General features: G+C 75.5%; 14 protein-coding genes. 5 read left to right on the top strand and 9 right to left on the bottom strand.

The window, feature by feature from the left end; genetic code table 11:
* Positions 1 to 22 precede the first annotated feature (22 nt).
* From MUK52_RS26895 to MUK52_RS26860, 8 genes are all read right to left on the bottom strand, one after another.
* Positions 23 to 1,684 (bottom strand): alpha/beta hydrolase, encoded by a 1,662-nt coding sequence (locus tag MUK52_RS26895; RefSeq protein ID WP_284580796.1) that lies wholly within the window; start codon positions 1,682 to 1,684, stop codon positions 23 to 25.
* Positions 1,685 to 1,879: 195 nt separating this feature from the next.
* Positions 1,880 to 2,671 (bottom strand): urease accessory protein UreD, encoded by a 792-nt coding sequence (locus tag MUK52_RS26890; RefSeq protein ID WP_428985494.1) that lies wholly within the window; start codon positions 2,669 to 2,671, stop codon positions 1,880 to 1,882.
* Positions 2,668 to 3,354 carry an urease accessory protein UreG gene (gene ureG / locus MUK52_RS26885; protein ID WP_114056552.1) on the bottom strand — a complete coding sequence of 229 codons (687 nt, stop codon included), beginning with the start codon at positions 3,352 to 3,354 and terminating at the stop codon, positions 2,668 to 2,670. The genes MUK52_RS26890 and ureG overlap by 4 nt, the downstream gene beginning before the upstream one ends.
* A gap of 30 nt (positions 3,355 to 3,384) precedes the next feature.
* Positions 3,385 to 4,062 (bottom strand): urease accessory protein UreF, encoded by a 678-nt coding sequence (locus tag MUK52_RS26880; protein ID WP_284580793.1) that lies wholly within the window; start codon positions 4,060 to 4,062, stop codon positions 3,385 to 3,387.
* Positions 4,062 to 5,783: an urease subunit alpha gene (locus MUK52_RS26875; protein WP_284580790.1), complete on the bottom strand. Its 1,722-nt coding sequence runs from the start codon at positions 5,781 to 5,783 to the stop codon at positions 4,062 to 4,064. The genes MUK52_RS26880 and MUK52_RS26875 overlap by 1 nt, the downstream gene beginning before the upstream one ends.
* Positions 5,776 to 6,087 carry an urease subunit beta gene (locus tag MUK52_RS26870; RefSeq protein ID WP_284580788.1) on the bottom strand — a complete coding sequence of 104 codons (312 nt, stop codon included), beginning with the start codon at positions 6,085 to 6,087 and terminating at the stop codon, positions 5,776 to 5,778. The genes MUK52_RS26875 and MUK52_RS26870 overlap by 8 nt, the downstream gene beginning before the upstream one ends.
* Positions 6,088 to 6,100: 13 nt before the next feature.
* Entirely contained in the window at positions 6,101 to 6,403 is a 303-nt protein-coding gene (locus MUK52_RS26865; RefSeq protein ID WP_284580786.1) for an urease subunit gamma, read from the bottom strand.
* A 137-nt stretch (positions 6,404 to 6,540) separates the two neighbouring features.
* Entirely contained in the window at positions 6,541 to 6,993 is a 453-nt protein-coding gene (locus tag MUK52_RS26860) for an ATP-binding protein (protein ID WP_114056557.1), read from the bottom strand.
* Between the two features lie 197 nt (positions 6,994 to 7,190).
* Between MUK52_RS26860 and MUK52_RS26855 the strand changes: the two genes are divergently transcribed.
* Both MUK52_RS26855 and MUK52_RS26850 read left to right on the top strand, forming a co-directional pair.
* Positions 7,191 to 8,075, top strand: a complete 885-nt coding sequence (locus tag MUK52_RS26855) for a helix-turn-helix domain-containing protein (RefSeq protein WP_114056558.1) — start codon at positions 7,191 to 7,193, stop codon at positions 8,073 to 8,075.
* A gap of 10 nt (positions 8,076 to 8,085) precedes the next feature.
* On the top strand, positions 8,086 to 8,307 hold the full coding sequence (locus tag MUK52_RS26850; RefSeq protein ID WP_284580782.1) for a DUF397 domain-containing protein: 222 nt from the start codon (positions 8,086 to 8,088) through the stop codon (positions 8,305 to 8,307).
* 36 nt (positions 8,308 to 8,343) lie between these two features.
* On the opposite strand, the gene MUK52_RS26845 is transcribed toward MUK52_RS26850, so the two are convergent.
* Positions 8,344 to 9,528, bottom strand: a complete 1,185-nt coding sequence (locus tag MUK52_RS26845; RefSeq protein ID WP_284580780.1) for an 8-amino-7-oxononanoate synthase — start codon at positions 9,526 to 9,528, stop codon at positions 8,344 to 8,346.
* A gap of 155 nt (positions 9,529 to 9,683) precedes the next feature.
* Here MUK52_RS26845 and bioB point away from each other — a divergent pair, with 155 nt between their 5' ends.
* Genes bioB through bioD form a run of 3 tightly spaced genes read left to right on the top strand, consistent with a single transcriptional unit; the run spans position 9,684 to position 12,997 of the window.
* Positions 9,684 to 10,934: a biotin synthase BioB gene (gene bioB / locus MUK52_RS26840; RefSeq protein ID WP_114056560.1), complete on the top strand. Its 1,251-nt coding sequence runs from the start codon at positions 9,684 to 9,686 to the stop codon at positions 10,932 to 10,934.
* A complete protein-coding gene (locus tag MUK52_RS26835) occupies positions 10,927 to 12,240 on the top strand; it encodes an adenosylmethionine--8-amino-7-oxononanoate transaminase (protein ID WP_284580777.1) in 1,314 nt (437 codons plus the stop codon). The genes bioB and MUK52_RS26835 overlap by 8 nt, the downstream gene beginning before the upstream one ends.
* Before the next feature lies 1 nt (position 12,241).
* Complete coding sequence (gene bioD / locus MUK52_RS26830) at positions 12,242 to 12,997, top strand: dethiobiotin synthase (RefSeq protein ID WP_284580775.1); 756 nt, start codon at positions 12,242 to 12,244, stop codon at positions 12,995 to 12,997.
* Positions 12,998 to 13,228 lie beyond the last annotated feature (231 nt).

Here is a 13,228-nt window from a genome sequence, read left to right as displayed (position 1 = left end):
CGGGCGAGGGGCCGGGCCGGGGTCACCGGACGACGGGCAGCTCCTCCCGGGGCGGGAACGGCGCCGCGGGGTCCCCGGCGAGCGACCGGGCGGCGGCCGGGGCCGGTGCGACCGGGGCGGCGTGCGGGTCGCAGACCACGTCCCGGGCGTCGGTCCTCCCGTGCAGCAGGTAGGCGTCGACCCGGGTGTTGATGCAGGGGTTCGCCAGGCTCGTGACGCCGTGCGAGCCGGCGGCCCGCTCGGTGATCAGGCGCGAGCCGGCGAGGCGCCGGTGCAGCTCGACCGCGCCCCGGTACGGAGTGGCGGCGTCGCGCTCGGACTGGACGATGAGGACGGGCGGCAGGCCGCGGCGGGCGCCGACCTCGATCGGGGTGTGCTGCTTCGACCCCCAGGTCGCGCAGGGCAGGTTCATCCAGGCGTTCGACCAGGTCAGGAACGGGTACTTGGCGTGCAGCGCGGTGTTGTCCCGGTCCCACCTGGCCCAGCTGGTCGGCCACTTGGCGTCGGTGCACTCGACGGCCGTGTAGACGGCGTTGCCGTTCTCCGCGGCGGCGTTGCCCCGGACGTCGGACATGTCCGGGGTGATCGCCTCGATCAGCGGCTGCGGGTCGCCGGCGGCCCAGGCGCTGAAGGCCTGGGCGACCGGCACCCAGGAGGAGTCGTAGTACGGGGCGGCCTGGAAGAAGTTGACGAGCTCGGCCGGGCCGGCGACTCCGCCGAGCGGGTCGGTCTTCGCCTGGGCGCGCAGCTGCTGCCACCGGGCCTCGACCGCGGCGCGGGTCCCGCCGAGGCGGAAGGCCGCGTCGTTCTCGGCGACCCAGTCGAGCCAGTCGTTCCAGCGGGTCTGGAAGGCGACGTCCTGGCCGAGGTTGGCCTCGTACCAGATGTTCTCCCGGGACGGGTCGACCACGCTGTCGACGATCATGCGGCGCACGTGGGTCGGGAAGAGGGTGGCGTAGACCCCGCCGAGGTAGCTGCCGTACGAGACGCCGAGGAAGTTCAGCTTCCGCTCGCCGAGGGCGGCGCGGATGACGTCCAGGTCGCGCGCGCTGTTCGGGGTGGTCATGTGCGGCAGCATCTCGCCGCTGCGCTGCTTGCAGCCGTCAGCGTACGCTGCGGCGAGCCTGCGCTGGGCGGTCTTGTCGGCCTCGGTGTCCGGGACCGGGTCGGCCTTGGGGGCCCGCACGAACTCCTGCGGGTCGATGCAGGAGACGGGCGCCGAGTGGCCGACGCCGCGCGGGTCGAAGCCCACGAAGTCGTACGCCTTGGCGGTGTTCACCCACAGCGGCGAGTTGGTCGTGGACCTGCGGGGGAACCGCAGGCCCGAGCCGCCCGGGCCGCCCGGGTTGTAGACGAGGGCGCCCTGGCGCTCCTCCTTGGTGCCCGTGCTGACGGCCCGGTCGACCGCGATGTCGATGGTCTTGCCGAAGGGCTTGGCGTAGTCGAGCGGGACCTTGACCCAGCCGCACTGGATCGGGGCGGCGAGGCCCCAGTCGGCCGGGCAGTCCCTCCAGTCGATCCCGGCGCGTGCGGCGCGGGCTGCGGCGATCTGCACGCCGAGCGCTTCCGGAACGGTGCCGCCCCGGGACGGCGCCGCGGAGGCCGGCGGGGCGAGCAGCAGCCCGGCGGCCAGGGCCGCGGTGATGGAGAAGGCGGCGCTCCCCAGCGCCGCTTTGCTTGTCACGTGGTCGTTCCCCCTGCATCGTGCGGCCCGTCCGAGGTCGGCCGGGCCGGGTCGGGTTGGTCGTGCGCGTGCAGGCAGGATCCTTTCGCCTGGTCCTCGTCCGCCGACAGGCCGCGGTCGGGTTCTTTGCCAACCCGATAACCGGTCAGGCCGACACCGCTGAGCGGTACCCTGCGCCCCAGGCTGGCCCGCCGGTCACCGGCCGTACGTACGACACGCCGCATCGAGAACCCGGCGCAGCGCGAGCGCGTCCGGCGCGAGCACCGAGACCAGCACGGCCGGGCCGGCCAGCGGCATCGCCACGGCGTACTCCCCCAGCACCGCCGCGGCCGGCGGCGCCGCGGCGAACTCCGGGTCCACGACGAGGAGCTGACCGGCCGCCCGGTGCCCGGCCAGCCCCGCCGGCCCGTCCCAGCCGCCGGGCGCGCCCGGCCCGCAGGCCAGCTCCTGGTCCAGCAGCGGCCGGCCGGCCAGGTCGGCGGTGAGCCGGCTGCGCAGCAGGCCCGGCGCCTCGCCCGTGCGCCCCAGCACCTGCTCCTCGCGCAGCACCAGCCGGGCCCCGGCGGCGAGTTCGACGCGGGTGTGCACCGCCAGGTCGCTGCCGCGGACCGAGACGAGCGGCTCGGGAAGCCAGCGCACCGCCGCCCCCGCGGCGACGGCCAGGCGTACGCGGTACCGGGCGGGCGCACCGCCCCGGCCGGGCAGGGCGAGCGTGGCGGCCGCCGTGCCCAGGGCGAGCCGCGCCCCCGGCCCCGCCTCGGCGTCGACGGCGAGGCTGTCGCCGCCGAGCGGGGCGCTCATCGCGCCGACCAGCATGACGCCGGCCTCGCCGCGGGAGCCGGCGTCGGTGCGGACGCGGCGCAGGGCCAGCGGCCCCTCGCCGGCGAGGACGGGCAGGGCGGTGCCGCCGCGGCCGTCGGCGACGGCGCGGATCCGGGCGGTGGCGCGCACGCCCGCCGGCGCCGCGGCGGGCGGCGCGCCGGTCACCGCGCGGCCCAGGCGGCGTACTGCTCGCGGACCCACGCGGCGACGGGGGCGACGCCGTCCGCTCCGCGCAGGGACTGGAAGACGACGGGCAGCGGGCCGCGCTGGTCCGCGGCGTCGCGGGCCATCCGGTCCAGGTCGGACCCGACGTGCGGGGCGAGGTCGGTCTTGTTGACGACCAGCAGGTCGGCGGTGGTGACGCCCGGGCCCCCCTTGCGGGGGATGTCGTCGCCGCCGGCCACGTCGATGACGAAGACCTGGGCGTCGACGAGGCCGCGGGAGAAGGTGGCGGTGAGGTTGTCGCCGCCGGACTCGACGAGGACCAGGTCCAGCGGGCCGAGGGCCTCCTCCAGTTCCTCGACGGCCTCCAGGTTCGCAGAGATGTCGTCGCGGATGGCGGTGTGCGGGCAGGCTCCGGTCTCGACCGCGGTGATCCGCTCGGGCGGCAGGACGGCCTCGCGGAGCAGGAACTCGGCGTCCTCGCGCGTGTAGATGTCGTTGGTGACGACGGCCATGGACAGCTCGGCGCGCAGGGCCCGGCACAGCGCGGCCACCGTGGCCGTCTTGCCGGAGCCGACGGGTCCGCCGAGCCCGATGCGCAGGGCGCGGCGGGAGCCGTCCGCGCGGAGGGGCCCGGCGCCGTGGGTGTGGCGCTCGGGGTAGGCGGTGGCGTGGTCGAGGTGCATGCGGGTCTCCGGGGAGCGTGGCGGGAGGGGTCAGGAGGCGAACAGCCGGACCGGCCATGCGGCGTGGGCCTGCGCGGCGATCTCCAGCAGGGGCGAGGAGGCGGCGGGCAGGGCGCCGGGGCCTTCGGCCGGCGCGGCGCGGGCGGCCGCCTCCGCCCGGACGGCCACGGCGTCGGCCTCGCCGGCGAGGCGCGCGAGCACGCCGCTCGCCTCGAACGGGTCCAGGCCGAGGAGCCGCACCGTCGCGGTCGTCGGCCCGCTGATGCTCTCGTACGCCGCCACCTGCGCGGCCTCGGCGGGCCCGAGCCCGGCCGCCCGGGCGGTGGCGCCCAGGACGACCGGCTGGTGGGCGCCGCGCGGGAACGCCGCGGCCAGCGCGTCGAGTTCGGGGCAGGGCCAGGTGGCGCGGGCGGCGCGCAGGAGCTGCCGGCCGAGGCGGCGGGCCGCGGTGCGCAGGGCGGGCGCGGGGGTGCGGGCGTCGGCGGCCGCGTCGAGGAGGGCGGTGTCGAGGCCGAGGGCGGCGGCCGCGGCGAGGGCGGCGGAGGTGAGCCCGGCCGTGTGCAGGCGGCCGCGGCAGAAGTCCTCCAGGGAGGCGGCGTCGCGGATGCGGCCCGCCTTGCAGGCGGCCTCGGCCCCGCCGGAGTGGGCGTGCCCTCCGGCGGGGAAGCGGCCGTCGGCGAGGACGAGCAGGGCTGCGGGGCCGCCCATCAGAAGAGGAAGTACCGCTGGGCCATGGGCAGCTCCGCCACGGGCGCCGGTTCGACGGCCTCGCCGTCGATCGTGACGGTGAAGGTGTCGGCGTCGACCTCGACGCGCGGCAGGGCGTCGTTGTTCCGCATGTCGGCCTTGCCGGTCTTGCGGGTGCTGTCGATGGCCGCGAAGCGCTTGCCGAGGCCGAGCCGCTCGGGCAGGCGGTCGTCGAGGGCGGCCTGCGCCGTGAAGTTGAGGGAGTTCAGGGCGGGGGCGCGGCCGCGGGCGCCGTACATGGGGCGGGGCAGCACGGGCTGCGGGGTGGGGATGGAGGCGTTGGCGTCGCCCATCTGCGCGTAGGCGATCTGGCCGCCCTTGATGACGGTGTCGGGCTTGACGCCGAAGAACGCGGGCCGCCACAGGACGAGGTCGGCGAGCTTCCCGGGCTCGACGGAGCCGACGTCGCGGGCGATGCCCTGGGCGATGGCCGGGTTGATCGTGTACTTGGCGACGTACCGGCGGGCGCGGTGGTTGTCGGCGGGGCCGTCGCCGGGGAGGAATCCGCGGCGCCGCTTCATCACGTGCGCGGTCTGCCAGGTGCGCATCACGACCTCGCCGATGCGGCCCATGGCCTGCGAGTCCGAGGAGATGATCGAGATGGCTCCGAGGTCGTGCAGGACGTCCTCGGCGGCGATCGTCGAGGGCCGGATGCGGGACTCGGCGAAGGCCAGGTCCTCGGGGACGGCCGGGTTGAGGTGGTGGCAGACCATCAGCATGTCGAGGTGCTCCTCGACGGTGTTGGCGGTGTGCGGGCGGGTGGGGTTGGTGGAGCTGGGCAGCACGTACGGCTCGGAGACCACGGTGATGATGTCCGGTGCGTGCCCGCCGCCCGCTCCTTCGGTGTGGTAGGCGTGGACGGTACGTCCGGCGACGGCGGCGAGGGTGTCGGCGACGAAGCCGGCCTCGTTGAGGGTGTCGGTGTGCAGGGCGACCTGGGCGCCGGTCTCCTCGCAGACGCCGAGGCAGGTGTCGATGGCGGCGGGCGTGGCCCCCCAGTCCTCGTGGATCTTGAAGCCGATCGCGCCGCCGCGCAGCTGTGCGTGCAGGGCCTCGCGGGAGGTGGTGTTGCCCTTGCCGAGCAGGCCGACGTTGACCGGGTACGCCTCCAGCGCGGCGAACATCCGGGCGACGTGCCAGGATCCGGGCGTGACCGTGGTGGCCTTGGTGCCCTCGGCCGGACCGGTGCCGCCGCCGACGAGGGTGGTGACGCCGGAGGCGAGGGCCTCGTCGGCGAGGGTCGGGGAGATGAAGTGGACGTGGGCGTCGACGGCGCCCGCCGTGAGGATCCTGCCGTTGCCGGCGATGACCTCCGTCTCGGGGCCGATGACGAGGGCCGGGTCGACGCCGTCCATGGTGTCCGGGTTGCCGGCCTTGCCGATGCCGCAGATCAGCCCGTCGCGGATGCCGATGTCGGCCTTGACGATCCCCCAGTGGTCCAGGACGACCGCGCCGGTGATCACGGTGTCGGGAGCGCCCTCGGCGCGCGTGGTGCGGGCCTGGCCCATGGACTCGCGGATCACCTTGCCGCCGCCGAAGACCGCTTCGTCGCCGGAGCGTCCCGGTCCGCCCGCGAGGTCCTGCTCGATCTCGATGAACAGGTCGGTGTCGGCGAGCCGGATCCGGTCGCCTGCGGTGGGTCCGAAGAGGTCCGCGTACGCGGCGCGCCCGAGCTCACCCATCGAGCGGCCCCCCGGTCTCCCCGCGCAGTCCGGGCACGGTGCGCAGTCCGCCGAGGGGGACGAGGCCCACCTCGACGGGGATGCCGGGCTCGAAGCGGACGGCGGTGCCGGCGGGCACGTCGAGGCGGAGTCCGCGGGCGGCCGTACGGTCGAAGCGCAGGCCCGGGTTGGCCTCGGCGAAGTGGTAGTGGGAGCCGACCTGGACGGGCCGGTCGGCGGCGTTGATGACGGTGAGGCGGGTGACGGGGCGGCCTTCGTTGAAGAGGACCGGGCCGTCGCCGTGGACGGTCTCGCCGGGGATCACGCTGCGGCTCCTCTCAGACGAACGGGTCGTGGACGGTGACGAGCTTGGTGCCGTCCGGGAAGGTCGCCTCGACCTGGACGTCGGGGATCATCTCGGGGATGCCCGCCATGACGTCGGCGCGGCCGAGGACGGTCCGGCCGGAGGCCATCAGCTCGGCCACGGTCCGCCCGTCGCGGGCCCCTTCGAGGACGTGCGCGGTGATCAGCGCGACCGCCTCGGGGTGGTTGAGGAGCACGCCGCGCGCCCTGCGCCGCGCGGCCACGTCGGCGGCCACGTGGATGAGCAGCCTCTCCTGCTCGTGGGGGGTCAGGTGCATGCGTCATCACCAGGTTTCCGGGACGGGGCGGGCGGCGCGGAGGAGCGCGGCCGGAGGGCGGTCCACGCTAGGGCGCGCGTTTTACCGCTGCGTTAACGCATGTTTCGGGCGGGTGCCCGGTTCGTGCGCCGGGCCGCTCAGCAGCTGCCGCGGCCGGCCGGGGTGTGGGCCCCGACGGGCCAGGGCAGGGCGATCCAGACCGTCTTGCCGCCGTCCTCGGTGGGGCTGACGGAGAGCCGGCCGCCGGCCTCCGCGGTGAGCCAGCGGATGATGACCATGCCGCGCCCGTTGTCCTGCTGGACGGCGGCGGGGAGCCGCCGGGGCCACCGGGGGTGGCTGTCGGTGACTCCGATGCGGAGCCACTCCTCGCGCTCCAGGCGGATGTCGACCGTGAAGACGGGCGACTGCCCGAAGGTGTGCTGCACGGCGTTGGTGGCGAGTTCGGACACGATCAGCCGGACGCTGTCGGCGGTGTCGGCGCCGTCGGGCAGTCCCCAGTCGGCGAGCACCTGGGCGACGTGGCGGCGGGCGGCGGCGACCGAGGCGGGTTCGCTCGGCAGAGTGACGGATGCTTCCTGGTGGTCTGCCATGGCGACGGTCCCTTTCCCACCGGGGCGTGACCGCCCCGGATCTGTGCTGGACGCCAGAGTGCCACCCATCGTCCCGCCGCTGCCGCCGTTCACCCGGGATCCGCATATATCTGTCGCCCGATGCGGTGAACTCTGCTACGGAAGAGCGTATTTGGACGGCAGACTGGCGCGAGCTGTGCCGGTGGAAGGAGGCGGGTATGCAGCATGGCCCCGCGGTGCGTCGGCGCAAACTCGGAGAGGAACTGCGCGCGCTGCGCGACCGCACGGGACTGACCAGCGGCGAGGCCGCCCGGATCGTGGGGTGGCACCAGTCGAAAATCAGCCGCATCGAGACGGGCCGCAGTGGCGTGAAACCGGAGGACATCCGGCTGCTGCTCGACGCGTACGGGGCCGTCGTCAGCCCCGAGCAGCGGGCCCTGCTGGAGGCGCTGTCGGTCTCGGCAGCCGGCCCGGGGCCGGGCGGCGGCACCGGGCGGGAGCGGCAGTGGTGGCACGACTACCGGGGCCTCCTGCCGCAGGAGTACCGGGACTTCATCAGCCTGGAGGCCGGCGCCCGCTCGGCCCGGACGGTCGAGCTGTCCGTGGTGCCCGGGCTGCTCCAGACCCCGGAATACGCGCGTGCGGTGACGCGGGCCGCGCTGGGCGGGCTGCCGGAGCCGAAGGTGGACGCGCTGGTCGACGTACGGCTGGCCAGGCAGGCGGTGCTGCGGGCCGACCCGCCGCTGGAGCTGAGCGCGGTGCTCGACGAGGCCGTGCTGCGGCGGCAGATCGGGGGGCCGGGGGTGATGGAGGCGCAGCTGAGGCACCTGGTGGCGGTGGCGAGGCTGCCCCAAGTGCGGCTGCAGGTACTGCCGTTCAGCGTGGGGGGTCATCTCGGCCTGACCGGACCGTTCGTAATTTTCTCATTTCCGAACATCGCCGATCTGGATGTGGTGGTCCTCGACCATTTGACGAGTAGCCTCTATCTGGAGCGGAAGGAAGACCTCGAGGCGTACAGCGCCGCGTTCCGCACCATCCAGGCGCACGCCCTCCCGCCCGAAGACTCGTCGGATCTCATCAGCTCACTGGCTGACGGCGCGTAAGGAGGCACCCGTGTCCGCAACCCCCCTCTCCACAGGCGGACTTCTGATCAGCGCGACGTGGCGGCGGAGCAGCCGCAGCACCGGAATGAACAACTGTGTGGAAACGGCCGTGCTCTCCGGCGGCCTCCTGGCCGTCCGCGACTCCAAACGGACGGACGGCCCGGCGGTGCTCTTCACCGGGCCCGCCTGGAACGGCTTCCTCGCCTGCGTACGGGCGTACGGACCCGCCTGACCGGAACCGGCCCGCCGGGCGCCGGCGGGCCCGCCGCTACGGCAGGTCCGCCGCCCCGGCGGGGGCGGTCCGCAGGATCACCGCGACCGCCCGCCCGATCTCGTCCCCCGTGAGATCGGCGCGGGCGGTCAGCCGCAGCCGCGAGACGCCGTCCGGCACCGACGGCGGCCGGAAGCACCCCACGGACAGCCCGGCCTCCCGGCAGTCCGCGGCCCACCGGAGGGCCGCCGCCGCCGAGGGGGCCCGTACGGACACCACGGCGGCGTCGGGCCGGGCCGAGGCGAGGCCGGCCGCGGTGAGCCGCCCGTGCAGCAGCGCGGCCACCTCGCGGGCCCGCGCGGCCCGTTCCGGCTCGCGGCGCAGCAACCGCAGCGCCGCCAGCGCCCCGCCCGCGGCGGCCGGCGCGAGCCCGGTGTCGAAGATGAAGGTGCGGGCCGTGTTGACCAGGTGGCGGATCACCTTGGCGGGGCCGAGGACGGCCCCGCCCTGGCTGCCCAGGGACTTCGACAGGGTCAGCGTCGCGACCACCCCCGGCGCCCCCGCCAGCCCGGCCGCGTGCAGGGCGCCCCGGCCGCCCTCGCCGAGGACGCCGAGGCCGTGCGCGTCGTCCACGACCAGCGCGGCGCCCCGGGCCCGGCAGGCCTCGGCGTAGCCGGCGAGCGGGGCGGCGTCCCCGTCGACGGAGAACACGGAGTCGGTGACCAGCAGGGCGCGGCCGGTGTGCGCGGCGAGCGTCTTGCGGGCGGCCTCCGGATCGGCGTGCGGGACCACCGCGGTCTCGGCGCGGGAGAGCCGGCAGCCGTCGACGATCGAGGCGTGGTTGCCGGAGTCGGAGGCGACGAGCGCGCCCCGGCCGCCGAGCGCGGTGACGGCCGCCAGGTTGGCCGCGTACCCCGATGACAGCACCAGCGCGGCCTCGAAACCGCAGAAGTCGGCGAGCTCCTGCTCGAGCTCGGCATGAAGCGCGGTCGTACCGGTCACCAGGCGCGATCCAGTGGCGCCCGCCCCCCACTCCTCGGCCGCCGCGCACGCGCCGCGGACGGTCTCCGGGTGCCGGGACAGGCCGAGGTAGTCGTTGCTCGCGAGGTCCAGCAGGGGCGAGGCGGCGCTGCGGGGCCGCAGGGTCCGCACGAGTCCGGCCTGCTCACGGGCCCGCTCGGCCTCGTCGATCCAGGCGAACACGTCGGCGGGCGCATCGGCCTCGCGGCTGTGCTGGGGCATTCGGGTCCTCGCGGTTTGTCGGCTGTCCACAGACGATGCCCGACCCTAGCGGCCGCGACTCGAGTGCCAGGTGTGGCGATACACACACTCCGTTCCGGCCATGTTGTGCGATCTCTCCTTGGCCGGGAGTGCTCGCGTGGTCCAGGATCGGCGTCATGGACCTGCTGAACACCCTGGTGGACAAGGGGCTGCGGCGTGAGCTGCCGACCCGCGAAGAGGCGCTCGCCGTGCTGGCGACCTCCGACGACGAACTGCTCGACGTGGTGGCCGCGGCCGGCAAAGTGCGCCGCCAGTGGTTCGGGCGCCGGGTCAAGCTGAACTACCTCGTCAACCTGAAGTCCGGGCTCTGCCCCGAGGACTGCTCCTACTGCTCGCAGCGCCTCGGGTCCAAGGCGGAGATCCTCAAGTACACGTGGCTGAAGCCGGACGAGGCCTCGGCGGCCGCGGCGGCCGGCATCGCGGGCGGCGCCAAGCGCGTGTGCCTGGTGGCGAGCGGCCGCGGGCCGACGGACCGGGACGTGGAGCGCGTCGGCAAGACCATCGAGGCGATCAAGGACCAGAACGAGGGCGTCGAGGTCTGCGCCTGCCTGGGCCTGCTCTCCGACGGCCAGGCCGAGCGGCTGAAGGACGCCGGGGCCGACGCCTACAACCACAACCTCAACACGTCCGAGGCGACGTACGGGCAGATCACGAAGACGCACACCTACGCGGACCGCGTCGACACCGTGCAGAAGGCGCACGCCGCCGGCCTGTCCGCCTGCTCCGGCCTCATCGCGGGCATGGGCGAGAGCGACGAGGACCTCGTCGACGTCGTCTTCTCGCTGCGCGGGCTCGACCCGGACTCGGTTCCGGTGAACTTCCTGATCCCCTTCGAGGGCACCCCGCTGGCCAAGGAGTGGAACCTCACCCCGCAGCGCTGCCTGCGGATCCTCGCGATGGTCAGGTTCGTCTGCCCGGACGTCGAGGTCCGCCTGGCGGGCGGGCGCGAGGTCCACCTGCGCACCATGCAGCCGCTGGCGCTGCACCTGGTGAACTCGATCTTCCTCGGCGACTACCTCACCAGCGAGGGCCAGGCCGGCCAGGCCGACCTCGACATGATCGCGGACGCCGGGTTCACGGTGGAGGGCGCCGGCACGTCGAGCCTGCCCGCGCACCGCGCGGACGCCGCCGCGGCCGCGGCCGCTGCCGCCGCAGATGCCACGGCGGCCGGCCGCGGGCCGTGCGGTTCCGCGCCGGCCGAGGCCGGCTGCGGCTCGGCCTGCGGCGGCTGCTCGGGCCACGCGCACACCGCCGAGGCGGCCGAGGCCGCCGCCGAGCCCGCGCAGGCGGAGCCCGGCGCGGTGCGCCCGGACCTGGTCGCGGTGCGCCGCCGAGGCGCCGGGACGGACCTCGCGCCCAATGCCTGACCGGCACCCCCCGCTGACGGCCGGCGAGCTGCTCGCGCTGGACCGGCAGCACGTCTGGCACCCGTACGGGCCTATGCCGGGGCGCCAGGAGCCGCTCGTCGTCTCCTCCGCCTCGGGCGTCCGGCTGCGCCTCGCGCAGCCGGCGCACGGCCGCGACGAGCTGGTCGACGGCATGTCCTCCTGGTGGTCGGCCATCCACGGCTACAACCACCCGGTGCTGAACGAGGCGGCGGCCGGCCAGCTCGGCCGCATGGCGCACGTGATGTTCGGCGGGCTCACCCACGAGCCGGCCGTCCGGCTGGCCGCGAAGCTCGTCGAGATCACCCCGGAGGGCCTGGAACACGTCTTCCTCGCCGACTCGGGCTCCGTCTCGGTCGAGGTCGCGGCCAAGATGTGCCTCCAGTACTGGCGGTCGCTGGGCCGCCGCGGCAAGACCAGGCTGATGACCTGGCGCGGCGGCTACCACGGCGACACGTGGACGCCGATGGGCGTCTGCGACCCCGAGGGCGGCATGCACGGGCTGTGGTCCGGCGTGCTGCCGCAGCAGGTCTTCGCGGACGTCCCGCCGGCCGGGTTCGACGCCCCCGTCGACCCCGCGTACGCGGCGCACCTGCGTGCGCTGGTCGCGGCGCACGCCGACGAGCTGGCCGCCGTCATCGTCGAGCCGGTGGTCCAGGGCGCGGGCGGCATGCGCTTCCACAGCCCCGGCTACCTGCGCGTCCTGCGCGAGCTGTGCGACGAGTACGACGTCCTGCTCGTCCTGGACGAGATCGCGACGGGCTTCGGGCGCACCGGCGCCCTGTTCGCCGCGGACCATGCGGGCGTCACCCCCGACGTGATGTGCCTGGGCAAGGCGCTGACCGGCGGCTACCTCACGCTCGCGGCCACCCTCTGCACGGAGCGGGTGGCCGCCGGGATCTCCCGGGGCGAGGTGCCGGTCCTGGCCCACGGGCCGACGTTCATGGGCAACCCGCTGGCCGCCTCGGTGGCGCTGGCCTCGATCGAGCTGCTGCTCGGCCAGGACTGGCAGCGCGAGGTCAAGCGGATCGAGGCCGGGCTCCTGGAGGGGCTGGCCCCGGCCCGGGCAGTGCCCGGCGTCCTCGACGTACGGGTCCTGGGCGCGATCGGCGTGGTCCGGCTGGACCACGAGGTGGACATGGCAGCCGCGACGGCGGCGGCGGTGCGCGAGGGCGTCTGGCTGCGGCCGTTCCGCGACCTGGTGTACACGATGCCGCCGTTCGTGACGGGCGACGAGGACCTGGCGCGGATCTGCCGCGCCGTGTGCGCTGCGGCCGGGGAGGGCTGAGATGGGCGTGATCGTGGTGTCCGGGACGGGTACGGAGATCGGCAAGACGGTGGTGACGGCGGCCCTCGCCGCCGCGGCCGCCGCCGAGGGCCGTTCCGTCGCCGTCCTGAAGCCCGCCCAGACCGGCCTGGAGCCGGGGGCTCCGGGGGACGCCGCCGAGGCGGCCCGGCTGGCCGGCCCGCACGTGACGGCCGTCGAACTGGCCCGGTACCCGGAGCCGCTCGCTCCGGACACTGCGGCCCGGCGGGCCGGGATGGCGGCCGTGACGCCCGAGGAGGTCGCGGAGGCCGCGGGCAAGCTCGCCGCCTCGCACGACCTGGTGCTGGTGGAGGGTGCGGGAGGGCTGCTGGTCCGCTTCGACCCGGCGGGGCGCACCCTGGCCGACGCGGCGGCGCTCCTCGGGGCTCCGGTGCTGGTCGTCGCGCCCGCGGCGCTCGGCACGCTGAACGCGACGACGCTGACCGCGGAGGCGCTGCGGGCCCGCGGACTGTCCGCGCTCGGTGTCGTGGTGGGCAGCTGGCCCGCCGCCCCCGACCTGGCCTGCCGCTGCAACCTGGCCGACCTCCCGTCCTCCTCCGGGCTGCCGCTGCTCGGCGCGGTCCCCGAGGGCTCCGGGGCACTGGCTCCGGCGGAGTTCCGGGCGGCGGCGCCGGGCTGGCTCGCGCCGGCGCTGGCGGGCACCTGGTCCGCGGAGGACTTCCAGGCCGCCTGGGCGCCCGCCCCGGTGGCCGCCGCGGGCGGGGCGCCGGCTGCCTGAGGCGGGGATGCCGACGGCCTGAGACGGGGCCGCCCGCCGCCGCCCGCGCCGGAACCGCCCCGCGCGCGGGCTCCCGTACACGGGCAGCACGCCATTTTGCCGGCCCTTTACCATGGTTGGCAGAGCCGCGGCCCGGGCCGTCCGCCCCGGCGGCCGCCTCGGACGAACCGCCGCCCGGCGGTTCCGACCGGCACTCCCGACGAAAGGTGTGAGCGTCCGCCCATGGGCGAG

Source organism: Streptomyces sp. 2P-4, from assembly GCF_030167965.1.
Classification (GTDB): domain Bacteria; phylum Actinomycetota; class Actinomycetes; order Streptomycetales; family Streptomycetaceae; genus Streptomyces; species Streptomyces globosus_A.
The sequence above is the reverse complement of the archived record's forward strand: the minus strand, read 5'-3'. Positions and strand labels throughout refer to the sequence as shown.